The 23,672-nt window shown below is 74.5% G+C and carries 22 protein-coding genes; 13 read left to right on the forward strand and 9 right to left on the reverse strand.

Features of this window, described 5'->3' with window-relative positions:
• The first annotated feature begins 42 nt into the window (after positions 1 to 42).
• A complete protein-coding gene (gene cobN, locus IE99_RS0126320) occupies positions 43 to 3,651 on the forward strand; it encodes a cobaltochelatase subunit CobN (RefSeq protein WP_051713291.1) in 3,609 nt (1,202 codons plus the stop codon).
• Here cobN and IE99_RS0126325 read toward each other — a convergent pair.
• The 5 genes from IE99_RS0126325 to IE99_RS0126345 are packed head-to-tail and all read right to left on the reverse strand — an operon-like array spanning position 3,606 to position 8,606.
• Positions 3,606 to 4,979 (reverse strand): cobyrinic acid a,c-diamide synthase CobB, encoded by a 1,374-nt coding sequence (locus IE99_RS0126325; protein WP_211258934.1) that lies wholly within the window; start codon positions 4,977 to 4,979, stop codon positions 3,606 to 3,608. The genes cobN and IE99_RS0126325 overlap by 46 nt on opposite strands.
• Positions 4,976 to 5,578, reverse strand: coding sequence for a cob(I)yrinic acid a,c-diamide adenosyltransferase (gene cobO / locus IE99_RS0126330; protein ID WP_030176566.1), 603 nt, complete (start codon positions 5,576 to 5,578; stop codon positions 4,976 to 4,978). Before cobO ends, IE99_RS0126325 begins: the two co-directional genes overlap by 4 nt.
• A 1-nt stretch (position 5,579) precedes the next feature.
• The gene (locus IE99_RS0126335) at positions 5,580 to 7,640 is read right to left on the reverse strand and encodes a VWA domain-containing protein (protein ID WP_030176569.1); all 2,061 of its coding nucleotides are present in this window, start codon (positions 7,638 to 7,640) and stop codon (positions 5,580 to 5,582) included.
• Positions 7,637 to 8,395, reverse strand: a complete 759-nt coding sequence (locus tag IE99_RS0126340; RefSeq protein WP_030176572.1) for a CbtA family protein — start codon at positions 8,393 to 8,395, stop codon at positions 7,637 to 7,639. Before IE99_RS0126340 ends, IE99_RS0126335 begins: the two co-directional genes overlap by 4 nt.
• Before the next feature lie 10 nt (positions 8,396 to 8,405).
• A complete protein-coding gene (locus IE99_RS0126345) occupies positions 8,406 to 8,606 on the reverse strand; it encodes a CbtB domain-containing protein (RefSeq protein WP_030176575.1) in 201 nt (66 codons plus the stop codon).
• Between the two features lie 463 nt (positions 8,607 to 9,069).
• On the opposite strand from IE99_RS0126345, the gene IE99_RS0126350 reads away from it, so the two are divergent.
• Genes IE99_RS0126350 through IE99_RS0126390 form a run of 9 tightly spaced genes read left to right on the forward strand, consistent with a single transcriptional unit; the run spans position 9,070 to position 17,887 of the window.
• Positions 9,070 to 9,855 carry an MlaE family ABC transporter permease gene (locus tag IE99_RS0126350; protein ID WP_169744486.1) on the forward strand — a complete coding sequence of 262 codons (786 nt, stop codon included), beginning with the start codon at positions 9,070 to 9,072 and terminating at the stop codon, positions 9,853 to 9,855.
• A gap of 16 nt (positions 9,856 to 9,871) precedes the next feature.
• Positions 9,872 to 10,723, forward strand: a complete 852-nt coding sequence (locus tag IE99_RS0126355) for an ABC transporter permease (RefSeq protein WP_030176581.1) — start codon at positions 9,872 to 9,874, stop codon at positions 10,721 to 10,723.
• On the forward strand, positions 10,720 to 11,754 hold the full coding sequence (locus IE99_RS0126360; protein WP_030176584.1) for an MlaD family protein: 1,035 nt from the start codon (positions 10,720 to 10,722) through the stop codon (positions 11,752 to 11,754). Before IE99_RS0126355 ends, IE99_RS0126360 begins: the two co-directional genes overlap by 4 nt.
• Before the next feature lies 1 nt (position 11,755).
• Positions 11,756 to 12,823 carry an MCE family protein gene (locus IE99_RS0126365; RefSeq protein ID WP_030176587.1) on the forward strand — a complete coding sequence of 356 codons (1,068 nt, stop codon included), beginning with the start codon at positions 11,756 to 11,758 and terminating at the stop codon, positions 12,821 to 12,823.
• On the forward strand, positions 12,823 to 13,854 hold the full coding sequence (locus IE99_RS0126370) for an MCE family protein (RefSeq protein WP_030176589.1): 1,032 nt from the start codon (positions 12,823 to 12,825) through the stop codon (positions 13,852 to 13,854). Before IE99_RS0126365 ends, IE99_RS0126370 begins: the two co-directional genes overlap by 1 nt.
• Positions 13,851 to 14,924: an MCE family protein gene (locus IE99_RS0126375; protein ID WP_051713292.1), complete on the forward strand. Its 1,074-nt coding sequence runs from the start codon at positions 13,851 to 13,853 to the stop codon at positions 14,922 to 14,924. Before IE99_RS0126370 ends, IE99_RS0126375 begins: the two co-directional genes overlap by 4 nt.
• Positions 14,924 to 15,958, forward strand: coding sequence for an MlaD family protein (locus tag IE99_RS0126380; protein ID WP_037560119.1), 1,035 nt, complete (start codon positions 14,924 to 14,926; stop codon positions 15,956 to 15,958). Before IE99_RS0126375 ends, IE99_RS0126380 begins: the two co-directional genes overlap by 1 nt.
• Complete coding sequence (locus IE99_RS0126385; protein ID WP_051713294.1) at positions 15,955 to 17,004, forward strand: MCE family protein; 1,050 nt, start codon at positions 15,955 to 15,957, stop codon at positions 17,002 to 17,004. Before IE99_RS0126380 ends, IE99_RS0126385 begins: the two co-directional genes overlap by 4 nt.
• Before the next feature lie 25 nt (positions 17,005 to 17,029).
• Entirely contained in the window at positions 17,030 to 17,887 is an 858-nt protein-coding gene (locus tag IE99_RS0126390) for a VirB8 family type IV secretion system protein (protein ID WP_030176602.1), read from the forward strand.
• Here IE99_RS0126390 and IE99_RS0126395 read toward each other — a convergent pair.
• Positions 17,865 to 18,998: an AraC family transcriptional regulator gene (locus tag IE99_RS0126395; RefSeq protein ID WP_051713297.1), complete on the reverse strand. Its 1,134-nt coding sequence runs from the start codon at positions 18,996 to 18,998 to the stop codon at positions 17,865 to 17,867. The genes IE99_RS0126390 and IE99_RS0126395 overlap by 23 nt on opposite strands.
• A gap of 89 nt (positions 18,999 to 19,087) precedes the next feature.
• Here IE99_RS0126395 and IE99_RS0126400 point away from each other — a divergent pair, with 89 nt between their 5' ends.
• Positions 19,088 to 20,563 carry a flavin-containing monooxygenase gene (locus IE99_RS0126400; RefSeq protein ID WP_030176608.1) on the forward strand — a complete coding sequence of 492 codons (1,476 nt, stop codon included), beginning with the start codon at positions 19,088 to 19,090 and terminating at the stop codon, positions 20,561 to 20,563.
• 113 nt (positions 20,564 to 20,676) lie between these two features.
• On the opposite strand, the gene IE99_RS0126405 is transcribed toward IE99_RS0126400, so the two are convergent.
• The 3 genes from IE99_RS0126405 to IE99_RS0126415 all read right to left on the reverse strand — a co-directional run bounded on the left by IE99_RS0126405 (position 20,677) and on the right by IE99_RS0126415 (position 22,455).
• On the reverse strand, positions 20,677 to 21,108 hold the full coding sequence (locus IE99_RS0126405) for a pyridoxamine 5'-phosphate oxidase family protein (protein ID WP_037560133.1): 432 nt from the start codon (positions 21,106 to 21,108) through the stop codon (positions 20,677 to 20,679).
• 5 nt (positions 21,109 to 21,113) lie between these two features.
• The gene (locus IE99_RS0126410) at positions 21,114 to 21,767 is read right to left on the reverse strand and encodes a response regulator transcription factor (RefSeq protein ID WP_030176614.1); all 654 of its coding nucleotides are present in this window, start codon (positions 21,765 to 21,767) and stop codon (positions 21,114 to 21,116) included.
• A gap of 85 nt (positions 21,768 to 21,852) precedes the next feature.
• On the reverse strand, positions 21,853 to 22,455 hold the full coding sequence (locus IE99_RS0126415; protein WP_030176617.1) for a CBS domain-containing protein: 603 nt from the start codon (positions 22,453 to 22,455) through the stop codon (positions 21,853 to 21,855).
• Between the two features lie 123 nt (positions 22,456 to 22,578).
• On the opposite strand from IE99_RS0126415, the gene IE99_RS33235 reads away from it, so the two are divergent.
• Entirely contained in the window at positions 22,579 to 22,785 is a 207-nt protein-coding gene (locus IE99_RS33235; protein WP_245623347.1) for a hypothetical protein, read from the forward strand.
• Positions 22,785 to 23,669: an MFS transporter gene (locus IE99_RS29800; RefSeq protein ID WP_245623348.1), complete on the forward strand. Its 885-nt coding sequence runs from the start codon at positions 22,785 to 22,787 to the stop codon at positions 23,667 to 23,669. Before IE99_RS33235 ends, IE99_RS29800 begins: the two co-directional genes overlap by 1 nt.
• The last annotated feature ends 3 nt before the right edge of the window (positions 23,670 to 23,672 follow it).

Below are 23,672 nucleotides of genomic sequence, written 5' to 3' on the forward strand. Positions count from 1 at the left end.
GACACCCGCGACCGGGGCGAGGACCCCAGGGGAGGACCACCCGTGCCTGCTGACACGCCCGCTCGGACGCGCACCGTTCTGCTGCTCTCGACGTCCGACACCGATCTGCTGAGCGCCCGCGCGTCCGGGGCCGCGTACCGCCTGGGGAACCCCTCCCGCCTCACCGCGGGCGACCTGCCCGCGCTGGCCGAGGGCACCGACCTCGTCGTGGTGCGGCTGCTCGGCGGGCGCCGGGCCTGGGAGGACGGGCTCGACGCGCTCCTCGCCGGGCCGCGCCCCGTGGTGGTGCTCGGCGGCGAGCAGGCCCCGGACGCCGAGCTGATGGAGCTGTCGACCGTCAGCGGGGGCGTCTGCGCCGACGCGCACGCCTACCTCGCGCACGGCGGCCCCGCGAACCTGCGGGAGCTGCACGCGTTCCTGTCCGACACGGTGCTGCTCACCGGGTTCGGCTTCGCGCCGCCCGCGGCCACGCCGACATGGGGCCGGCTGGAGCGGGACGCGCGGCCCGTCCAGGGCCCCGTGATCGGCGTCCTGTACTACCGGGCGCACCACATGGCGGGGAACACCGGCTTCGTCGAGACGCTCTGCGCCGCCGTCGAGGACGCGGGCGGCCGGCCGCTGCCGGTGTTCTGCTCGTCGCTGCGCACCGCCGAGCCCGAGCTGCTCGCGACGCTGCGGGAGTGCGACGCGCTGGTCGTGACCGTCCTCGCGGCGGGCGGGTCGCGGCCGGCCACGGCCGGGGCCGGCGGCGACGACGAGGCGTGGGACGTGGGCGCCCTCGCCGAACTGGACGTCCCGATCCTGCAGGGGCTGTGCCTGACCACGAGCCGGGACGCCTGGGAGGGCAGCGACGACGGGCTGTCCCCCCTGGACGCCGCGTCGCAGGTCGCGATCCCCGAGTTCGACGGGCGCATCATCGCGGTCCCGTTCTCGTTCAAGGAGATCGACGCCGACGGCCTCACCGTCTACGCGGCCGACCCGGAGCGGGCGGCGCGCGTCGCGGGCATCGCCGTCCGGCACGGCCGGCTCCGGCACACCCCGCCCGGGGACCGCCGCGTCGTCGTGATGCTGTCGGCGTACCCGACGAAGCACTCGCGCGTCGGGAACGCGGTCGGGCTCGACACCCCGGCGAGCACGGTGACGCTCCTGTCCCGGCTCGCGGAGGCCGGATACGACCTCGGCGACGGCTTCCCCGGCGTCGCGGAGGGCGACGGCGACGCGCTCATCCACGCGCTCATCGCGGTGGGCGGCCAGGACGAGGACTGGCTCACCGAGGAGCAGCTCGCGGGCAACCCCGTCCGGATCTCCGCCGAGGCGTACGGGCGCTGGTTCGCCACCCTGCCCGCCGACCTGCGCGAGGCGATGGAGCGGCACTGGGGGCCGCCGCCCGGCGAGCTGTTCGTCCAGGACGGCGACATCGTCCTCGCCGCCCTGCGCGCCGGGAACGTGGTCGTCATGGTGCAGCCGCCGCGCGGCTTCGGGCAGAACCCCATAGCGATCTACCACGACCCCGACCTGCCGCCCAGCCACCACTACCTCGCCGCGTACCGGTGGCTGTCGGACGAGTTCGGCGCGCACGCGATCGTGCACGTCGGCAAGCACGGCAACCTCGAGTGGCTGCCCGGCAAGGCGGCGGGCATGTCGGCGTCCTGCGGCACCGACGCGGCGCTCGGCGACGTCCCGCTGATCTACCCGTTCCTCGTCAACGACCCCGGCGAGGGGACGCAGGCGAAGCGGCGCGCGCACGCCGTCCTCGTCGACCACATGGTGCCGCCGATGGCGCGCGCCGAGACCTACGGCGACATCTCCCGGCTGGAGCAGCTCCTCGACGAGCACGCCACGATCGCCGCGATGGACCCGGCGAAGCTGCCCGCGATCCGCGCGCAGATCTGGACGCTGATCCAGGCCGCGAAGCTCGACCACGACCTCGGGCTGGACGACCGTCCGCACGACACCGAGTTCGACGACTTCCTCCTGCACGTCGACGGCTGGCTGTGCGAGGTGAAGGACGCGCAGATCCGCGACGGCCTGCACGTCCTCGGCGCCGCCCCGGAAGGCCGCAACCGCGTCGACCTGGTCCTCGCGATGCTGCGGGCGCGGCAGATGTGGGCCGGCCGGGAGACGCTGCCCGGCCTGCGGGAGGCCCTCGGGCTCCGCGAGGACGGGTCCGCGGCCCTCGGCGAGGTCGACGCCGCCGAGGCCGCCGCGCGCGACCTCGTCCAGGCGATGGAGGACGCGGGCTGGGCGGCGGACGCGGCGGCCCGCGCCGCCCTGCGGGTCCCGGCGGAGCGGCGCGACGCCGTCGAGGCGGTGCTCGCGTTCGCCGCGGCGGAGGTCGTCCCGCGCCTGGCCCGGACGACCGACGAGCTCGACCACGTCCTGCACGCCCTCGGCGGGGGATACGTCCCGGCGGGGCCGAGCGGGTCGCCGCTGCGGGGCCTCATCAACGTCCTGCCGACCGGCCGCAACTTCTACTCCGTGGACCCGCGCGCCGTCCCGAGCCGCCTCGCGTGGGAGACCGGGCAGGCGATGGCGGACTCGCTGCTCGAGCGCTACCGCGCCGACCACGGCGCGTGGCCGCGCTCGGTGGGCCTGTCGGTGTGGGGGACCAGCGCGATGCGCACGGCCGGGGACGACGTCGCGGAGGTCCTCGCGCTGCTCGGCGTCCGGCCCCGCTGGGACGAGGCGTCCCGCCGCGTCACCGCCCTCGACCCGGTCCCGGTCGCGGAGCTTGGCCGCCCCCGCGTCGACGTGACGGTCCGCATCAGCGGCTTCTTCCGGGACGCGTTCCCGCACGTCGTCGCGATGCTGGACGACGCCGTCCGGCTCGTCGCCGGCCTGGACGAACCCGACGAGGACAACTACGTCCGCGCCCACGTCCGGGCCGACGAGGCGCGGCACGGGGACGGGCGGCGCGCCACCCTCCGCGTCTTCGGGTCCGCGCCCGGCGCGTACGGGGCGGGCCTGCTGCCGCTCATCGACAGCCGCAACTGGCGGGACGACGCCGACCTCGCCGAGGTCTACGCCGTCTGGGGCGGCCACGCCTACGGCCGCGACCTCGACGGCGTCCCGGCCCGCGCCGACATGGAGAGCGCCTACCGGCGGATCGCGGTCGCCGCGAAGAACATCGACACCCGCGAGCACGACATCGCCGACTCCGACGACTACTTCCAGTACCACGGCGGGATGGTCGCGACCGTCCGCGCTTTGACCGGGAAGGCGCCCGAGGCGTACGTCGGCGACAGCACCCGGCCGGACGCGGTCCGCACCCGCACGCTCTCGGAGGAGACCTCGCGGATCTTCCGGGCCCGGGTCGTCAACCCGAACTGGCTCGCGGCGATGCGGCGGCACGGCTACAAGGGCGCGTTCGAGCTGGCCGCGACCGTCGACTACCTCTTCGGCTACGACGCCACGACCGGCGTGATGGCCGACTGGATGTACGACAAGCTCACCGAGACCTACGTCCTGGACGAGGAGAACCGCTCCTTCATGGCGAAGTCGAACCCGTGGGCGCTGCACGGCATCGCCGAGCGGCTCCTGGAGGCGGCCGAGCGCGGCATGTGGGAGCACCCCGACCCCGCGGTCCTGCGGGGCCTCCAGGAGGTCTACCTCAAGACGGAGGGCGACCTGGAGGACGACACCAGCCGCTGAGCGGCCTCCGGGTACCCGGCCCAGTGCAGGTGCAGATAGGACGCGGCGACGTGCGCGTCGCCGTACCCGTCGGCGCCGTCCCGCCACCGGAACAGGGGCGGGCCGCCGCCGTCGAGGGCCGTCCGATGGAACTCGTGACCCTGGAATCGTTCGCCCGGACGGGTCAAGGGTGACGAATCGACGGCCACGGCATCCCGGTAGCCGAGGGTGAGGCGGGACGTCATGCGGGCCCGCCCCGGGACCCGCCCGCACATCTTCCGGCCGTCCAGCTCCTCGCAGAGATAGAGGAGCCCCGCGCACTCGGCCGCGATCGGCCCGCCGAACGCCGCGACCTCCGCCCGCAGCCGCTCGTTCGCGGCCAGTTCGGCGGCGTGCACCTCCGGGAACCCGCCGCCGATCACGAGCGCCGCCGCCCCCTCGGGCAGCGCCTCGTCGCGCAGCGGATCGAACACCGCCACGTCGGCCCCCGCCGCCCGCAGCAACTCGACGTGCTCCGCGTAGGAGAAGGTGAACGCAGGCCCCCCGGCGACCGCCACCACAGGCCGGGCGGGCACCGGCGCGGCGTCCTCGGCCCGGCCGTCCCCGATGCCCCGGACGCGCTCGATCTCCGCCGCCGCGTCCCAGGACGGGCCGGGCAGCGGGGGAGCGGTCGACGCGAGGCGCAGCAGGGCGTCCAGGTCGCACGAGCGGGCGATCAGGGCGCCGAGGCGCTCGACGGCCGCGACCGCGTCCGCCTCCCGCTCCGCCGCCGGGATCAGCCCGAGATGCCGCGACGGCGTCACCACCGCGTCGTCGCGGCGCAGCGCCCCCAGCACCGGCACGCCGGTCGCCTCCAGCGCGGACCGGCACAGCTCCTCGTGCCGCTGCGACCCCACCCGGTTCAGGATGACGCCGCCGAGCCGCACGCCCGGCTCGAACGTCGCGAAGCCGTGCACCAGCGCGGCGACCGACCGGCTCTGCCGCGCCGCGTCCACCACCAGCACCACCGGCGCCGCGAGCAGCGCCGCGATGTGCGCGGTGGACGCGAAGCCGGTGTCGCCGCGCCCGTCGAACAGCCCCATCACGCCCTCGACCACGGCGACGTCGCACCCGGCGGCGCCATGCCGGAGCAGCGGCGCGATCCGGTCCTCGCCGGTCAGCCAGGGATCGAGGTTGCGGCCGGGGCGGCCGGCGGCCAGCGCGTGGTAGCCGGGGTCGATGTAGTCGGGCCCGACCTTGTGCGGGGACACGGCCAGGCCGCGCGCCCGCAGCGCGGCGATGAGGCCCGTCGCGACCGTCGTCTTCCCGCAGCCCGACGACGGCGCGGCGACGACGAGGCGGGGGATCACCACTCGATGCCCCGCTGCCCCTTCTGCCCCGCGTCCATCGGGTGCTTCACCTTGCCCATCTCGGTGACCAGGTCGGCGGCCTCGATCAGCCGTCGCGGCGCGTCCCGGCCGGTGACGACGACGTGCTGGGAGCCCGGACGGGACGCCAGCGTCGCGACGACGTCGTCCAGGTCGAGCCATCCCCACTTGATCGGGTAGGTGAACTCGTCCAGCACGTAGAAGCGGTACGTCTCGGCGGCGAGGTCGCGCTTGATCTGCTCCCAGCCCTCGCGGGCGTCGGCGGCGTGGTCCTCCTCGGAACCGGGCCGCTGGATCCACGACCAGCCCTCGCCCATCTTGTGCCAGGCGACCGGGCCGCCCTCGCCGCTCGCGCCGAGGACCCGCAGCGCACGCTCCTCGCCGATGCGCCACTTCGCCGACTTGACGAACTGGAACACGCCGACCGGCCAGCCCTGGTTCCAGGCGCGCAGCGCCATCCCGAACGCGGCGGTCGACTTGCCCTTCCCGGGCCCGGTGTGGACGATCAGCAGCGGCCGGGTGCGGCGCTGCCGGGTGGTCAGGCCGTCGTCGGGGACGGAGACCGGCTGTCCCTGGGGCATGTCAGGCCGCCTTCCGGTGGTCGCGGACGATTCCGTCGAGATCCGTGAGCGGGACGAGCCGGGCGCCGAGCCGGACCGCGAGGTCGCCGGCGAGGCCGAGCCGCACCGGCCCGGACTCGCAGTCGACGACGATCCCGGCCGTCCCGGCGAGCAGCCCGGCGGCACGTCCGACGTCGCCGCCCGCGGTGGCGCGGCCGTCGGTGACGACCACCAGCAGGGGCCGCCGCGCCGGGTCGCGGAGCCGCTCGGCGCGCAGCACCTCGGCCGCCCGCACCAGCCCCGCCGCCAGGGGCGTCCGGCCGCCGGTCGGCAGCGCCCTCAGCCGCGCCGCGCCCGCCTCCACCGACGACGTCGGGGGCAGCACGAGCTCGGCCGTCCGGCCCCGGAACGTGATGAGGCCGACCTTGTCGCGGCGCTGGTAGGCGTCCCGCAGAAGGCTCAGCACGGCGGTCTTCACCGTGGTCATGCGCCGCCGCGCCGCCATCGACCCGCTCGCGTCCACGACGAACAGCACGAGGTTCCCCTCGCGCCCTTCGCGGACCGCCTCCCGCAGGTCGCCCGGCCGCAGCACCAGGCCGGGCCCGGACCGGCCCCGCGCCCCCTGATGCGGGGCCGCGGCGAGCAGCGTCGCCGCCACGTGCGGATCGCGGACCTGCTCGCGGGGTCGCCGCGCGCCCGTGACCCGCCCGCGCGCGGTCCGGGCGCGGGACCGCCGCCCCGCCGCGCCGTCGCCCACGCCGGGCACCTCCAGCCGGGCCACCGCGTACGGCGCGGCGACCCCCGCGACGCTCACCCGCCCGGACCCGTCGCCCGTGCCGGGCTCGTGGCCCGGAGGGCCGTCCCCGCCGGGGGCTCGGCCGTCGCCCGCGCTCTCGTGCCGATCCCGGCCGGCGCGGTCGTCCTGCCCGGCCCCGGCGTCGCCCTCTGCGGGGGTCTGATCACCGGTGTCGGAGCCGCCGTCCGCGCCGCCGTCCGTACCGGCGCCGTCATCCGGTCCGTCGCCGGACGGGGGGCGGGCGCCGCCGCCGTCCGGGGGCGGGTCGTCGTCGGGGGCGGAGTCCCGCAGGAGGTCGTCGAGGAGCGACTCGTCGAGGCCGGGGGCGTCGAACGGGTCGCGGCGGCGGCGGTGCGGGAGCGCCAGGCGGGCGGCGGCGCGGACGTCCTCCGCCGTCACCTCGTCCCGGCCGTGCCAGGCGGCGTGGGCGAGGGCGCCGTTGGCGGTGACGATGTCGGCGCGCAGGCCGTCCACCTCGAAGCCGGCGCACACCGCCGCGATCTGCTCCAGCCGCGCGTCCGGCAGGCGGACGCCCGGGAGGCGGTCGCGGGCCGCTGCGATTCGGTCCGCGAGGACGGCCTCGGCGGCGGTCCACCGGGCGGCGAAGCCGGACGGGTCGGCGTCGAACGCCAGGCGGCGGCGGACGACCTCCGCGCGTTCGCGGGGATCGCGGGACGCGGCGACCTCGACGGTGAGGCCGAACCGGTCGAGGAGCTGCGGGCGCAGCTCCCCCTCCTCCGGGTTCATGGTGCCGACCAGAAGGAAGCGGGCCGCGTGCCGGACCGACAGCGACTCCCGCTCCACGTGGCACACCCCGGACGCCGCCGCGTCCAGCAGCAGGTCGACGAGGTGGTCGTGCAGCAGGTTGACCTCGTCCACGTACAGGACGCCGCGGTGCGCGGCGGCGAGCAGGCCCGGTTCGAACGCCTTCACGCCCTCGGTGAGGGCGCGCTCCACGTCGAGGGAGCCGGCGAGCCGGTCCTCCGACGCGCCGACCGGCAGCTCCACCAGCGCGGCGGGCCGCCGGCCGGCCGGGTCGCCGGGGGCGTGCGGGCCGTCCGGGCACGCGGCGTCGGGCGCGGACGGATCGCAGGCGAACCGGCAGCCCGCCACGGTGTCCACCGCGGGCAGCTGGGCGGCCAGGGCCCGGACGATCGTCGACTTCGCGGTGCCCTTCTCGCCCCGCACCAGCACGCCGCCGACGCGGGGCGACACGGCGTTGAGGAGCAGGGCGAGCTTCAGGTCGTCCAGGCCGACGACGGCGCTGAACGGGTACGCGGCGGTCAAGCGGGGACCCCCCGGGAGCGGCCCGCCGCCCGGTCGCAGGCCCAGCCGAACAGCGTCCCGAACACGGCCCAGAACACCGCCTGCGTGCCGAGGGACGTGAGCCGGAACTCCCACAGCAGCGTGGCGGGGAACCCGTCCGGGACCTCGTCGACGGACGGCAGCAGCACGATCGCGACCGTCACCGGGACCGCGAACGCGAGTGCGGTGGCGGGCCACCGCGCCCACGGCCCGCCGGGAACGCGCCGCCCGGCGGTCACCGCGATCGCGGTGGCGAGCAGCCCGATCCCGATCATGGAGAGGTAGAGGACCGTCCGGTCGTTGATGGTCTCCGGGTCCCCGACGGCCGGGGGATTGGCCGGGTACTTCAGGAACGGGACGAGGATGACGGCGGTGAACGCGGTCGCGGCGGCGGCCAGGGCGAGCGCCCCGTCCGAGCGCGGGCCGACGCGGCCGCGCAGCCCGGCGTAGGCGAGCGCGAACACGCCGCCGACGGCGAGCCCGTAGAGCGCGGTGGCGAGGAACAGCCCGGCCTTCTGCGTGCCGCGGCCCACCTCTTCACCGTGCTCGTGGGCGTTCCCGCCGCCATGGGAGTGGCCGGCCCCGTGGGAGTGCCCGGCCTCGGTGGACGCGGTCGCCTGTTCGAGCGCGATCGCCTTGTCGATGTGGGGCTCGCCGACGACGAACGCGAACGCGCCCGCGGCGAACCCGGCCAGGAGCCCGTACAGCAGGCCCCTGACCAGCAGGGTGCGGATCATGTCGGGGTGCTCAGTGGCAGGGCACGCCGAGCAGGTGCCGGCCGTCGTGCATCAGCTCGTGGAGGTACGCGCCGGTCTGCGAGACGGCCCCGTTGTCCATGAGGACGAGGTAGCCGAGCAGCATGAGCGCGGGAACCGCGAGCAGCGACCAGAGGGCGACCCGGGAGAGGGGGGCCGGCGAGGAAGAAGAGGGAGCGGACAGTGTGCTCACGGTAGTGCCTCCACAGGGGATCTAGCGCGTCCCGGACAATGAGGTCGCGGTTGCCCAAGTGACCTGGCTCCCGGGGACAGGGCCCCGGATACAGTGGCGCGTCCGCACCGGCATCTCACCGGATTTCCCTCGGACAACCGTGAATCACGGGAAACGTACGGTGTCCCCGCAGCCCTGTCAATCCGCGCCGCTTCCGCCACGCCCCGCGACCTCTCCAGAATGGCGTTCGGAACCTCTTGTTGGCACCGTGCCAATTAGGTTATTGTCGGGCCGTCAACAAGCCTCCGGGTCCCCACGTGACCCATGTCCCCCACCGCTCCCCGGCCGACGGGGGCATGACGCGGTACCGGCCGTCCACTCCCACGGGCGCGCGGGTACCGACGGCCGGCGGTCCCGCGCATCGTCTTCGCGCCAGACGCCCGCGGGACCGCCGGCACCTTCACCCCCGAAAGAACGGATCAACGTGTCGTCCATCCCCATCCCCGGCCGCGTGCACGGGCTGCTCGGCGAGATCGGCGAGCTGTTCGTCATCGCGCTGGAGGCGGTCCGGCGGACCTGGGACGTCCGCTCCTGGGCCTGGGAGTTCGCCGAACAGGCGGTGTTCCTCGCCCGCGTCACGAGCCTGCCCGTGATCCTCGTTTCGCTGCCGCTCGGCGCGACCGTCGCGCTCCAGGTCGGCCAGCTCGCCGCGCAGCTCGGCGCCCAGTCCGCCACCGGCGGCGCGGTCGTCGTCGGGCTCGTCCGGGAGGTCGCGCCGATCGCCGCCGCGCTCATCATCGCCGGCGCCGGCGGGTCCGCGATGACGGCCGACATGGGCGCCCGCCGCATCCGCGACGAGCTGTCCGCGATGGAGACGATGGCGGTGAACCCGATCCACCGGCTCGTCACGCCCCGGCTGTGGGCGGCGAGCCTCGTGTCGACGCTGCTCGCCTCCCTCGTCATCGTGTCCGGCGCCGCCGGCGGGTTCGTGTTCAACGTCCTGCTGCAGGACGTGACGCCCGGCGCCTACTTCGACGGCGCCACCTCGCTGCTGCGGACCTCGGACCTGCTCGTGACCCTGCTGAAGTCGTGGCTGTTCGGCGTGATCGCCGCGGTCGTCGCCTGCTACATGGGCATGAACTGCGCGGCCAGCCCCGTGGGGGTGGGGCGCGCCGTGAACCGCGCGATCGTCGTCGCGTTCCTGCTCGTGTTCGCCCTCAACTACGTGATCACGACGGTGTACTTCGTCGCGTTCCCGCCGCGGATCTGATGGGGGGCGTCTGACCATGGCCGGCATCAGCGTGCCGCGCGCCGTCCGGGCCGGGACGGCGACGATCGAGCGCACGAGCGAGTCCGCCAAGTGGCCGGTGTTCGTCTACCGGATCCTGCTCTACACCGTCCGGGACCTGATCCTGCGGCGCAAGTACACCAAGACGATCGCCCGGCACGTCAGCGACGTCGTCGTGGGCGTCGGCGCCAGCGTCGTCGGCGGCGGCATGATCTTCGTCATCTTCACGATGGCGTTCTTCGTGGGGACCGAGGTCGGGCTGCAGGGCTACACCGGCCTGCGGTCGATCGGCGCCCAGTCGTTCATGGGCCTGGTCGGGTCGTTCGCGAACGTCCGGGAGATCACCCCCGTGATCGCGGCGACGGCGCTCGCCGCGCAGTGCGGGTCGGCCTTCACCGCCGAACTCGGCGCGATGCGGATCTCCGAGGAGATCGACGCGCTGGAGGTCATGGGCATCGGGTCGTTCGCGTACCTGGTCTGCACCCGCGTGGTGGCGGCGCTGATCGCGCTCGTCCCGCTCTACCTGATCGCGCTGTTCGCCAGCTTCTTCGCGACCCGCCTGATCAGCACCGGGTTCTTCGATCTGGCGCCCGGCGTCTACGACTACTACTTCCGGCTCTATCTGCCCACCATCGACCTTGTCTACAGCGCCATCAAGGTGGGCGTGTTCGCCTTCGCCGTGATCACCATCCACTGCTACTACGGCTACTACGCCTCCGGCGGGCCGGCGGGGGTGGGCCGCGCGGCGGGCCGCGCGATCCGGCTGTCCATCATCGTGATCGTCACCCTGAACCTGCTGCTGTCGTACGTGTTCTGGGGTGACGGCGAGACCGTGAGGCTCACCGGATGAGCTATGACGAGATGTCCCTGCCGACCCGCCTGCTGATCACCCTGGTCACGCTGACGGTCCTCGCGTCCGGGCTGTACGTGCTGGTCGCCCGCCCGTTCGAGGACGACGGGACGATCCTGACGGCGGAGTTCGGCCGCGCCGGGCAGGGCCTCGGCGAGGGCACGCAGGTGAAGGTGCACGGCGTGACGGTCGGCTCCGTGAAGCGGGTCGAGCTGACCGGCGGCGGCCGGGCACGGCTCGTCCTGGAGGTGGAGCCGGGCACCCGCGTGCCCGACACCGTCACCGCCTCGATCGAACCGGCGTCCGCGTTCGGGCCGAAGTACGTCGACCTGGTCCCCGGCGCGCACGCCTCGTCCGGGCCGTTCCTCGCCTCCGGCGGGCGGATCGTGCGGACTTCCGACCCCCGCGACCTCGCCGACCTGCTCGGCGCCGCCGACGCCGGGCTCGGCGCGATCGACCCCAAGGAGGTCTACACGATCGTGCACACCACGGCCGAGGGGCTGCGGGGCAACGGCGCGCGGCTGCGGGAGACCATCGACCAGACCGGCGTGCTGGTCGGCGTCGCGTACCGGCAGCGCGCCAACGCGCGGCGGTTCGTCGGCGACGCGGCCGACCTGTCGGCGGTGCTCGGCTCCCGGGGCGACGAGCTCGTCGGGATCACCGGGGACACGAACGCGCTCATCGAGACGGCCGCGCGCGGCGACGGCCGGCTGGCCGGCTTCGCGAACGGGTTGTCGGGCCTGTCGTTCCTCGTCGCGCACGGGTTCGGGAAGCGCGGCGGGCAGCTGGGCGCGGCCTTCCGGTCGTCGGAGCGCACCGCCCGGATCATCTACGCGCAGCTCGGCCTGGTCGGCGACGCCGTCCGGACGGGCAACCGACTGCTGCCGCTCTACGCGCAGCTCACCTCGCTGCAAGGGCCCGAAGGCAAGAACTACATCCGCTCCCAGGGACTGCTGCCGACGGATCCGTGCCGGCTGATCCTCGGCCTGTGCGGCCCGTACGAGCTTCCGGCGAAGACGGGGGGACGCTGACATGGCGCGCTCTCTGTCGAAGCAGGCGCGCGCCCGCGCCGGGACCCTCGTCCGGCTCGTCTCGTTCGTCGCGGTGACCGGCCTGCTCACGGTGTTCATCGGCTTGCAGATCGCCCGCGTCGACATCGGCGGCGGCTGGAAGGTGTCGGCGACCTTCGACGACGCCAGCGGCCTCGCCGCCGGCGACGAGGTGAAGATCGCGGGTGCGCCGGTCGGCCGGGTCGACGAGGTGAAGGTCGTGGACGGACGGGCGCGGGTCCGGATGACGGTGGAGGACACCGTCGAGGTTCCCGCCGACAGCGAGGCCGCGATCCGCTGGCGCGACGCCATGGGGCGCCGGGTCGTCTACCTGATCCCCGGCACGGCGCAGCAGAAGATGCGGTCCGGCGCGCACATCGCGCGGACCCGGTCGGTCGTGGACGGCGGCGCCCTGCTCGACCAGCTCGCCCCGCTCGTCCGCAGCATCGACCCGGGGCGCGTCAACGACGTGCTCGTGGCGCTCGCGCAGGCGCTCGACGGCAACGCCGGGAGCATCGACCGGCTGGTCGCCGACGTCGACCGGCTGTCGTCCACGATCGCCGCGCGGCGCGGCACGCTCAAGCAGATGCTGGACGACTACGCCGCCATCACGGCGATCATCGCGCGCCGCGACCGGCAGATCGCGACCGCCGTGGACGACCTCGTCAGCCTCAGCGAGGCGTTCACCGGGAACCGCAGGCTCATCGACGACGCGCTGGTCCAGCTCGCCGCGATGACCCGGACGTCCGACAAGCTCATCGCGGGCAACGCGCGGGAGCTGGAGCGGGTCGTCCAGCGGCTGTCGGTGTTCGCGGCGGGCGTCGACCGGAACCGGGCGGCGGTCCTCGACGTGCTGCGGTCCGCGACGCCGAAACTCCAGAAGATCTTCGCGGCCTCCGACAACGGGCAGTACGTCGAGGCCGCCATCCCGTGCCTCACGCTGACCGCGCCGCCGTGCCCGTATCCGACCCGGCTGCCGGGCCCGCGCGAGCCGAGCGCCCGCGTCGACTCGCCCGGCGAGCTGCAGGACCTGATCGTCGGGGGGAACTGATGGCGCTGAAGTCGTTCCGCGACCGGAACCGGATCACCGTGGGGCTCGTGTCCGCGGCGGCGCTGATGGCGCTCGTCGTCGCCGTGTACCTCGTCGGCACCCGCGGCCTCCTCCAGGACCGCTACACCGTCACCGGGGTGTTCGCCGAGACCGGCAACCTCCGCGCCGGCGACGAGGTGCGGGTCGCGGGCGTCCGGGTCGGCGAGGTCACCGCGGTGGAACCGGACCACCGCCGCGGCCACGTCCTCGTGACGTGGAAGGTCGAGTCCGAGGTCGCGCTCGGCCCCGCCACCCGCGCGGACATCGAGGTCGCGAACGTGCTCGGAGGCCGGTTCCTGCGGCTGTCCGGCACCGTCACCAGACCGCACCTGAAGGACCTGCCGGACGACAGGCGCCGCATACCGATCGAGCGGACCCGGTCCCCGGAGACGATCAACGACGTGCTCGGCACGTCCACCCGCACCGTCGCCAGACTGGACACCCGCGCCATCAACACGATCATCGCGGAGCTGAACGGGGTCGGGAGGAACGACCGGGGGCGGCTCGGTCGCGCCCTCGGCAACCTGGCGAAGCTCGCCGACACCGTGCACGAGTCCGAACCGCAGATCAAGCGGCTCCTCGCGGACGGCGAGAAGGTCGTCGCGCTCGCCCGGTCCAAGAACACCGAGCTGTCGCGGCTGCTGACCAACATCCAGGTGATGCTGGACGAGCTGCAGAAGCGCCGCGACGAGCTGTCGGCGTTCCTCGGCTCCAGCGACCGCACCGTCCAGTCCCTCACCCGGCTCATCGACACCCAGCAGGCGCGGCTGCTGTCGGTCATCGCCGACCTGCGCGGGACCCTCGGCGCGCTCCGCCCCGTGACGGGCGACTTCAACAACCTGCTCGCCTGGGCCGGGCCCACGCTCAGCGGGCTGGCCGGCGCGGGCGGACACGGACCGTGGCTGGAGGTCCTCGGCACCGGCCTCGGCCCCCTGTCGCCGCGGGACCTCGCCGAACTGTCCAGGATCGCGCCGAAGGAGGCACGCAGATGATCAGGCGTCCCGTCGCGGCCGCCGCCGTGCTGGCGCTCACGGCCGCGCTCGGCGGCTGCTCCGCCCTTCCCGGCGGGGACGGCACCTACCGGATGACCCTCTACTTCGCGAAGGCGCCGTCCCTCTACCCGAAGTCGCAGGTGAAGGTCATGGGCGCGGACGCCGGGACCATCGTCGCGGTGAAGGGGGAGCGGGGCCGGGTCCGGGTCGACATCGACGTCCGCGACGACGTGCCCGTCCCGGCCGGCGCGAAGGCCGTGATCACCGCGGCGGACGCGCTCGGGGAGCGGTTCATCGCCCTGCACCCCGTGTGGAGGCCCGGCATGCCGAAGGCGGCGCCCGGTGCGGTGATCCCGCAGGAGCGCACCGAGGTGCCCGTCGAGATCGACGAGGCCCTCGACGCGTTCGCCAAGCTCAACCGGTCCATCGACGCGGGCGCGCTCGGCCCCGCGATCCACCGCGCCGCGAAGGGCGTCGAGGGCCACGGCGACGGGATCAACGCGGCGCTGCACGACACCACCGCGCTCACCCGCGGCCTCGCCGCGCAGGACAAGCGGATCGCGGAGCTGGCGAAGGGCCTGCACGAGCTCGCCGCCGAGCTCAACGCCCGCGACCAGCGGCTCAAGGGCGTGCTCGGGTCGTTCGCCACGACCAGCCGGACGCTCGCGGAGGAGCGCGCGCGGCTGCGGTCGTTCGTGGCGGGCCTCGCCGCCGCGATCCGCAGGAGCGACGTGCTGGTCACCGCGTACCGGGAGACGCTGCCCGACACGGTCGCCGACCTGTCCAACATCGTGCTCAGCCTCAAGGGCAACGCCACCGGCCTCACCCAGGCCATCGACGCGCTCGGCCGGTTCGCGGACGTCGCCGTCCAGGCGTGGGACCGCCGCAACCACGTCGTCACCATCCGCGTCGTCGTCCACGGCATGGTCCGCGAGTGGCTGCAGCCGCTGTTCACCGCCCTCGGCTGGGGCACCGTCCCGTGCCTGCGGGGCAACCCCGCGCTCGACGACTGCGGCGCGCCCCCCGGGGCGCCGCGGGGGAAACCGAAGCAGCCAGGAAAGAAGCCCTGATGATCCGTGTGCTCGCCGCCGTCGCCGCGGCGGTCCTGCTGGCCGGGTGCTCGCTGCAGACGGCCGGTGCGCCGCGCGGCGACATCACCCTCCACGCCGAGTTCGACGACGTGCAGAGCCTCGTCGTCGGGCACAGCGTCCAGGTCGCCGACATCCGGGTCGGCACCGTCACGCGCGTCCGCCTGGCCGGGTACCGCGCCCGCGTCACGATGTCGCTGCTGTCCGACCGGCGGGTGCCGCAGGGGACGACCGCGACCATCGCCCGCTCGTCGCTGCTCGGCGAGAACTACGTCCGGCTCGACCTGCCGCCCGGGGCCCGGCTGGACACCGGCCCGTTCCTGGCGTCCGGCGCGACCCTCTCCCGGACGGGCGTCCAGCCCGACCTGGAGCAGATCAGCGCCAAGGTCGGCCCGCTGCTGGCCGCGCTCGGCGGGCAGGACATCGCGACGATCGGCGACGAGTCCGCCACCGCCCTGCGCGGCAAGGGGACGAAGCTCAACACCCTCGTCAAGCAGGCCGCCGCGGTCGGCGACCAGTACGCCGCCGCCAGCGCCGACCTCGGCCGCGCCCTGGACGCGCTCGCGGGCCTCGGCCGGTCCCTGCGCAAGGGGAGCGGGCAGCTGGACCGGCTGCCCGCCGACGTCGCGCTCGCCACCCAGCGGCTCCAGAAGGACCGCGCGGAGCTGAAGAGGGCGGTCCAGGCGCTGCGGGCCCTCGCGGTCAACGTGAACGGCAGTGTGCAGCAGCGGCACGCGGCCCGGCTGGCCGCCGTCCTCCAGCGCGCCGACGCGCTCCTCGCCGCCGCGCTGCGGGGCCGCGACGACCTCAAGGCCCTCACCGGGACGGTCCTCGGCTTCCTGAAGGGGCCGTCGGTGTCGCACTCCGGCCAGGCCCTCCTGTTCCTCTGGATCAAGGGGTTCCTGCCGTATCCCGGTCCGGTCGACACCACGCCCGGCGGCGCCGCGCCGGTGTCCGCCGGTGCCGGCGACGGCGGCGGCAACCCCCTCGACGGCCTCCTGGAGCCGACCCCATGAGATTCCCCCGCATCGCCGTCAACCTGGTCTTCTTCGCGCTGCTCGGGGTGCTGTTGTCGGTGTGGGCCGTCCGCAGCCTCATCCACATCGACGCCCTGGAGCGGCCGTTCCCCATCACGGCGGACTTCGCGTCCACGCCCGGCCTGCACGGCGACCTGGAGGTCACCCACCTCGGCGTGCGGGTCGGCGAGGTCGGCGACGTCCGGCTCCGCGGGGACCACGTCGCGGTCCGGCTCGACCTGGACCGCGGCGTCAGCGTCCCGAACGACGTCGGCGCGCGGGTGCTGCGCAAGTCCGCGATCGGTGAGCCCTACATCGAGCTGACGCCCGCCGCGACGCCGTCGCGGTCCGCGCCGGCGCTGAGGAAGGGCGACCACATCCCGCTGTCGCGCACCGCCGGGGCGACCGACTACAAGCGGCTGTTCGCCGGGCTCAGCGCGACGCTCGACGCCGTCGACCCGCGCGACACCCGCACCCTCGTGCACGAGCTGGCCACCGGGCTGAACGGCCGCGGCACCGACCTGTCCGACCTCGTCGGCGACACGCACCGGCTGACCGGCACGCTCGCCGCGAACGCCGGCACGCTGGACGGCCTGTCCCGCGAGCTGACCCGGCTCACCGCGACGGTCGCCGGCCACCGGTTCCAGGTCGCGTCCGGCGTGGACGACCTGGCGCTGCTCACGGCGGAGCTGCGCCGCTCCGCCCGCGACCTCGACAGCGTCCTGACCCACGGTCCGGGGGCCTTGCGGAACATGAACCGCCTGCTGGAGGACGCACGCCCCGGCCTGGACTGCCTGCTCAACGCGGCCGCGACGCCCACCGTCCCGCTCCTCACCCCGGAGAACCAGAGAAAGATCAACCATGTGCTGCGGCAGGTGCCGACGCTTCAGGCCCTCGTCGCGGACGTGACGGCGCGCGAGCCGTCCGGGCCGTTCCTGCGGGTGTCGCCCGTCATCACGATCGCCGGCCCCGCCAAGGCCGCCACCCAGTACACCGCGCCGGTGCGGAAGCCGACCGCTCCGCGCCTGACGCTCTGCCGGCCCTGAGTGCCCTGACCATCGGAGGACCCCCGTGAGCAAGACCGACACCGACCCCGAGACCGCCGCCGGAGAGGCCGCGGAGGAGAAGGCCGAGGCCGAAGAGGTCGAGGACGAGAAGGCGGAGCAGGAGCCGGAGACCGCGGAGAAGGCGGAGCCCGGAGACAAGGCCGAGTCGGGAGTCAAGGCCGAGTCCGCGAAGAAGGCCGAGTCCGCGAAGAAGGCGGAGTCCGCGGAGAAGGCGGAGAGCGCGGAGAAGCCCGGAAAGGCGGAGGGGCCGGAGCGGGAGCCCCGGCCGCTCAGGGCCGGTGCCGCCGGGAAGGCGGCGCTGCGCGACCGGGGCGGGCCGCTGCGGATCGTCGTCGCGCTCGTGCTGGTCGCAGCCCTCGTCACGGCCGGTGTGCAGGGCTGGTCCGCGTACCAGGCCGGGAAGAAGGAGGACGAGCGCCGCGAGGTCCGCGCGACCGCCGCGGAGTTCGGGCGGGCGCTGCTCAGCTACGACCACACGAAGCTGCAGGCGGCCCGCGACCGGGTCCTCGCCATGGCCTCCGACGACTTCGCGAAGACCTACGACGAGGCGTTCACCGGCGGGCTGGAGGGCGTCATCACCCGGCTGAAGGCGAACGCGACGGCCACCGTCCGGTCCGTGTACCTCGGGGACATCACCGGCGGCACCGCCAAGGCCGTCGTGGTGATGGACTCGGAGGTCCGCAGCTCCGCCGGGACGCGCCGCGTCCTCGGCTCCTACCTCGACATCCGGATGGCCCGGCACGGCGACGGCTGGCGCGTCACCGACGTCACGTCCGTCGGGTCGGCCAACGAGAGCATGACCGACCCCGAGGGCAAGCAGACCCCCGCGAGCCCGGAGGTCAGCCCGTCCCCGTCGAAGTGAGGACGGGCGCGGCGGCGGTCTCCCGGGCGTAGCGTCCGGGGGTCGTGCCCGTCCAGCGCTTGAACGCGTGCGTGAAGCTGGACGCGCCGGAGAAGCCGAGCGCCGCCGCGACCTGCTCGACCGTCCGCCCGCCGGCCAGCAGCCGGCGGGCCGCCTCGGCGGCGGACGCGTCGGCGAGCGAGCTGTACCCGCTGCCCTCGGCGGCCAGGCCCCGGCGCAGCGACCGCTCGCTCATGTTCAGCCGGGCGGCGAGCCGCCGCTGCGGCAGCGCGCCCTCGCCCGCCGCCCACGCCTGCTCCAGCGCGGCCCGCACCATGCTCGTGAGGGACTCGCCGGCGGGGACGCGGGGCCGGGGCGGCTGCGGCGAGGGGCGGTACCTGGCCCGCTCCAGCCTGCACTGCCGGGCCGCGAGGTCGGCGGTCTCGGGGTCGGCCTGCGGCAGCCGGGACGCCAGCATCCGGCGCGACAGGACCCCGTAGGTGCGGCCTTCCCCGAAGGCCGGCCGCACCCCCAGCACCCGCGTGTAGGGCAGCAGCGACCGCGGCTCGGGGTCGGCGAACACGATGTGGTCGAGGCCGCGCCCCGACCCGGTGACGTCCCGGACGAACGTGACCACCGCCGCCACCTCCCGTTCGGCGAGGAACCGGGCGACGTCGTCGCCGAGCCCCTCCCGGATCGCGTGGTCGTCGAGGAACGTCCGCAGCGCGCCGGTGCCGAGCTGCGTCGTCGGCCGGAACGGCGAGAACATGAAGGTCAGGTCGGAGTACTCGAGGCCGAAGGCGACGGCCTCGCCGAGCGTCCCGCTGGTCAGCGCGGTGATCCCGAGCGTGCCGAACGTGCTGGCCGCCCGGTAGCGCCGCCCGGCCTCCAGGCCGAGCCCCGGATGGCGCGGGCCGAGCTCGGTGACGAGGTTGACGACGGCCCGCAGCTCCTGGGCGGCGGTGACGACGGCCTCCGGGGCGCGGAGCCCGGCCGCGGTCAGCCCGGTGCCGCGCAGGACCCGGGAGGGAGGCATGCCGTGCTCACCGGCAAGCCCGACCAGCAGTGCCGTGCTCGCCGCGCTGCGGGGACGTCCCGCGGCGGCGCCGAGCACCGTGTCCGCATCGCGCATGGTGTTTCTCCGTGGACGTTCGTAGTTTTCGGCGGGCGAGGGCTGCGGCGCGCCCCGGTTCGTGCGGCGCGCCGGCGGAGGGAGGACGGATGGGCGTCTCGGTCGCCATCGTCGGGAGCGGGTTCAGCGGCATCGGCCTGGCCATCAGGCTGCGGACGGCCGGAGTCACCGACGTGACGGTGTTCGAGCGGGCCGGCGACCTCGGCGGTGTCTGGCGGGACAACACCTATCCGGGCGCCGCGTGCGACGCGCCGTCCCACCTGTACTCCTACTCGTTCGAGCCGAACCCGGACTGGTCGCGGCGCTTCGCGCCGCAGCCGGAGATCCTCGCCTATCTGCGGCGCTGCGCCGCCAAGCACGGGATCACCGACGACATCCGGTTCGGCACCGAGATCACCGGCGCGGAGTTCGACGCGGCGGCCGGCCGCTGGACCCTGCGCACCGCCGCGGGGGAGGAGCACACCGCCGACGTGCTGGTCGCGGCGTGCGGGCAGCTGAGCGACCCGTCCCGGCCCGCGATCCCGGGGCTGGACGGCTTCGCCGGGCGGGTGTTCCACTCCGCCGAGTGGGACCACGGCCACGACCTGACCGGACGTGACGTCGCGCTGATCGGGACGGGGGCGAGCGCGGTGCAGATCGTCCCGGAGATCGCGCCCGTCACCGGGTCGCTGCGGATCTTCCAGCGCGAACCGCACTGGATCGGCCAGAAGTGGGACCGGGAGTACCCGGGCTGGCGCCTGCGGCTGAACCGGCGCCTGCCGGTGCTGCCGAAGCTGTCGCGGTTCGGGGTGTTCGCGTGGTTCGAGCTGCTGCTCAACCCGATGCTGGTGTCGCGCCGGTTCCGGACCGCGCTGTCGGCGCACGTCCGCGCGATGTGCCGGACGAACCTGCGGAGGGTGCGGGACGCGGCGACCCGCCGGCGCCTGCTGCCGGACTACGAGCTCGGCTGCAAGCGCGTCCTGGTGTCCAGCGACTTCTACCCGGCGCTCAACCTGCCGGGCGTGGAGCTGGTCACCAGCCCGATCACCGAGGTCACCGCGGACGGGCCGCGCACCGCCGACGGACGCCTGCACCCCGCCGACACGATCGTCCTGGCGACCGGGTTCCGGTCGCACGACTTCGTCGCGCCGATGCGGGTCACCGGCCTGGACGGGCGGGACCTCGGCGACGCGTGGAAGGACGGCGCCCGCGCCTACCTCGGCCTGGCGGTGGCGGGGTTCCCGAACTTCTTCCTGCTGTACGGGCCGAACACCAACGTGGGGTCGGGCTCGATCGTCCACATGCTGGAGAGCCAGTTCGCCTACGTTTTGCAGGCGGTCCGGGCCCTCGCCCAGGACGGGGTGAGGTACATGGACGTGCGGGAGGACGTCCTGGACGACTTCGACCGCCGCACGATGGAGCGCCTGGACGGCACGGTCTGGAACGCGGGCGGCTGCGAGAGCTGGTACGTCCTGGAGGACGGCGGGCGGCGCCGCAACACCAACAACTGGCCCGGCTCCATGCTCGGCTACCGGCTCCGCACGCGCCGCCTGGACCGTGCCGATTTTCGGATCACGGCCGGGTGAACGCCCGACGACCGTAAGCATGTACTTACGATAAACCCTTTTTGGCGCCGCGCCAATAAGGGGGACGCGTGATTTCCGGGGAGGTCAGGCGGTCGGGCTTGCCGGGAGGCCGGTCAGATCCGGCGGCCGGAGACGATCTCGGGCCGGACGCTGATGAACCGGTCCCGCTCGCCGGGCGCCCACGTCCGCAGGCCGAGCGCCTCCAGCGCCGCGCTCTCCTCGGGGGCGGTCACCACGCGGGCGCGGCCCACGACCACGACCGACCAGCCGGTGCGCGCCGCGACGTCGAAGTCGTCGATCTCGAACGCCACCACGGTCCCGGCGGCGCCGGTCGACAGCCGCGACCCCGGCGACGTGCGGATCACGATGGTGCCCTCGTGGAGGGTGAAGTTCACCGGCTGGATCGCGGGCAGCGCCCGGTCGGTGAACACGATCCGCCCGATCTCGGCGGCGCCGAGCAGGGCGAGACACTCCTCCTCGCCCAGGATCTCCAGGCCGCTGTGGTCGACGGCCTTGCCCGCGGCGGCGCTCCGCTCTGCTCCCACGACGGTCATCCGCGCGGTTTCGGGTCGCCGGCCTTCAGTTTCGCGGCGAAGGCGGCCGCCTGCGTGCGGCGGCTCATGCCGAGCTTGCTGAAGATGCTGGAGATGTAGTTCTTCACCGTCTTCTCGGCGAGGAACAGCCGCTCGCCGATCTGCCGGTTCGTCAGGCCCTCCCCGATGAGCTCGAGGATCTTGCGCTCCTGCTCGGTCAGGCCCTTCAGCGGGTCCTGCCGCTCCTGCCGCTCCCGGAGCCGCTCCAGCATGCGGGCCGTGCTGCGCGGATCGAGCAGCGACTGCCCGGACGCGACGGTCCGCACCGCGCCGACCAGGTCGGAGCCGTGGATCTGCTTCAGGACGTACCCGGCCGCGCCCGCCATCACGGCGTCGAACAGGGCGTCCTCGTCGTCGAACGACGTCAGCATCAGGCAGGACAGCTCCGGCATCCTCGACCGCAGCTCGCGGCACACCGACACGCCGTCGCCGTCGGGCAGCCGCACGTCCAGGACGGCCACGTCCGGTTTCGCCGCGGGCACCCGGGCGAGGGCCTCCTCGGCCGTGCCGGCCTCGCCCACGACGTCGATGTCGTCCTCGGCCGACAGCAGCGCGGCCACGCCGCGTCGGACGACCTCGTGGTCGTCCATCAGGAACACGCGGATTGTCATGTACGTCACGCTACCCCGGGCGAGGCGCGCTCCACCAAGCGCGGAGGTCCCGCCCCGTCCGGGACCAAGGTCCCGAACCGGACGATCAGTCCGTGCCGCGCAGCGACACCCGGGTCACGCCCGGCACCGTCCGCGCGAGGACGTCGGCGATGCGCTGCGCGGACTCGTCGGCCGGGCCGCACAGCTCGACGGCGCCGTCATGGACCTCGACGTCCCACACCGTCCCGCCCGGCCCGAACTCGGTGATGGCGGCGAGGACGTCGTCGCGGATCCGGGCGTCACCCCGGGCCAGCACCGCGATGAGGTCGCGGCGGCTGAGAACGCCGACGATCGCGGTGCCGTCCAGCACCGGGACGCTCTTGATCCGGGCCTTCATCATCAGCGCGGCGATCTCCGCGACGTCGCCGGTCGGCCGCGTGGTGTGCACGTCCCGGGTCATGACCTCCGCGACCTCGCGCGGCGCGGGCGCGCCGGCGGGCGCGTGCGGCCGGGCGAACGCCCGCGGGTCGGCCTCGAACTCGCCGCGCAGCAGGTCGGCCTCGCTGACGATGCCGGCGAGCCGCCCGGCGTCGTCGACGACGGGCAGGGCGGTGATGTCGTGCTCGTGCAGGACGCGGATCGCCTGGCGGACCGTCGCGGTCGCCGGGATCGTCACGACGGGGGAGGTCATGGCCTCTCGGACCAGCATGGCGGGTACTCCTTCGCCGGGCAGGACCCCCATACTGACACGCGTCATCGTGATCTTGGTTTCGCCCTCCGGGACCCGGGGAAGTGCTTCGCGTGACCACGATGATCACAATGGGGGACGGTCATGGATGATGCTCCACCCGGACGCCGGGGCGGCGCGACGGCGGCCGTCCTGACCAGGCCGGGCGTCATGCTGGCGATGGCCACCCTCGGGTTCGCGGTGAACTTCTGGGCGTGGGCGCTGCTCAGCCCTCTCGGCCCCCGGTTCCGTGACGCGCTCGACCTCACCTCGTTCCAGCAGGGGGCCACGAGTCGCTCGCGACCCTGCTGATCGGCGGGTTCTTCCTCGGCGTCGCCGGAACCGCGTTCGCGGTCGGCGTCCCGTTCGTCAACGGCTGGTTCCCGCCGGAGCGGCGCGGCCTGGCCATCGGCGTGTTCGGCGCGGGCATGGGCGGCACCGCGATCAGCGCGCTCACCACCGTCCGGCTCGTCGACGCCCGCGGCACCGCGACCCCGTTCGTCATCACCGCCGCCCTGCTCGCGGTCTACGCGGCGGCCGCCTGGTTCGTCCTGCGCGAACCGCCCGGCCGGACCGCGCCCACCGAGCCGCTGTCCAAGCGGCTCGCCGCCACCGCCCGGCTCTCCGTCACCTGGCAGGCGGCCGCGCTGTACGCGGTCGCGTTCGGCGGCTATGTCGCGTTCTCGGTGTACCTGCCGGTCTACCTGAAGAACGAGTACCTCCTGACGCAGGCGGACGCCGCGAACCGGATGGCGGGCTTCGTGCTCGTCGCGGTGCTGATGCGCCCGCTCGGCGGCGCCCTGTCGGACCGGATCGGCGCCGTCCGGGTGCTGGCGGCCGGGCTCGGCGTCGTCGCCGTGTGCGCGGCGGTCCAGTCGACCGCGCCGTCGCTCGCGCCGCTCGGCACGATCGCGTTCCTGGTCATGGCCGCCGCGCTCGGCGCGGGCAGCGGCGCCACGTTCGCGCTGGTCGCCCAGCTCAGCCCGCCGAACAAGGTGGGCGCGGTCACCGGCGTCGTCGGCGCCGCGGGCGGCCTCGGCGGGTTCGTCCCGCCGCTGATCATGGGGACGATCTACAGCTCCCAGAACTCCTACGCGCTCGGGCTTCTCGCGCTCGCGGTGGTCGCGGCCGCCGCGATGTTCTTCACGCTGACCGCGGTGCGCAGCGCCGTGGACGCGCGGAGGGCGACCTCCTAGAAG

The sequence above is a fragment of the Spirillospora albida genome, assembly GCF_000718255.1.
Classification (GTDB): Bacteria; Actinomycetota; Actinomycetes; order Streptosporangiales; family Streptosporangiaceae; genus Spirillospora; species Spirillospora albida.

Bases quoted from the DNA above. Each gene is read 5' to 3' on its own strand.
- IE99_RS0126410 (WP_030176614.1), bottom strand. From the start codon at position 21,767: ATGACAATCCGCGTGTTCCTGATGGACGACCACGAGGTCGTCCGACGC.
- IE99_RS0126395 (WP_051713297.1), bottom strand. From the start codon at position 18,998: ATGCGCGATGCGGACACGGTGCTCGGCGCCGCCGCGGGACGTCCCCGC.
- IE99_RS0126360 (WP_030176584.1), top strand. From the start codon at position 10,720: ATGAGCTATGACGAGATGTCCCTGCCGACCCGCCTGCTGATCACCCTG.
- IE99_RS0126340 (WP_030176572.1), bottom strand. From the start codon at position 8,395: ATGATCCGCACCCTGCTGGTCAGGGGCCTGCTGTACGGGCTCCTGGCC.
- IE99_RS0126415 (WP_030176617.1), bottom strand. From the start codon at position 22,455: ATGCTGGTCCGAGAGGCCATGACCTCCCCCGTCGTGACGATCCCGGCG.
- IE99_RS0126365 (WP_030176587.1), top strand. From the start codon at position 11,756: ATGGCGCGCTCTCTGTCGAAGCAGGCGCGCGCCCGCGCCGGGACCCTC.
- IE99_RS0126355 (WP_030176581.1), top strand. From the start codon at position 9,872: ATGGCCGGCATCAGCGTGCCGCGCGCCGTCCGGGCCGGGACGGCGACG.
- IE99_RS0126370 (WP_030176589.1), top strand. From the start codon at position 12,823: ATGGCGCTGAAGTCGTTCCGCGACCGGAACCGGATCACCGTGGGGCTC.
- IE99_RS0126385 (WP_051713294.1), top strand. From the start codon at position 15,955: ATGAGATTCCCCCGCATCGCCGTCAACCTGGTCTTCTTCGCGCTGCTC.
- IE99_RS0126375 (WP_051713292.1), top strand. From the start codon at position 13,851: ATGATCAGGCGTCCCGTCGCGGCCGCCGCCGTGCTGGCGCTCACGGCC.
- IE99_RS33235 (WP_245623347.1), top strand. From the start codon at position 22,579: ATGGATGATGCTCCACCCGGACGCCGGGGCGGCGCGACGGCGGCCGTC.
- cobO (WP_030176566.1), bottom strand. From the start codon at position 5,578: ATGCCCCAGGGACAGCCGGTCTCCGTCCCCGACGACGGCCTGACCACC.
- IE99_RS0126400 (WP_030176608.1), top strand. From the start codon at position 19,088: ATGGGCGTCTCGGTCGCCATCGTCGGGAGCGGGTTCAGCGGCATCGGC.
- IE99_RS0126380 (WP_037560119.1), top strand. From the start codon at position 14,924: ATGATCCGTGTGCTCGCCGCCGTCGCCGCGGCGGTCCTGCTGGCCGGG.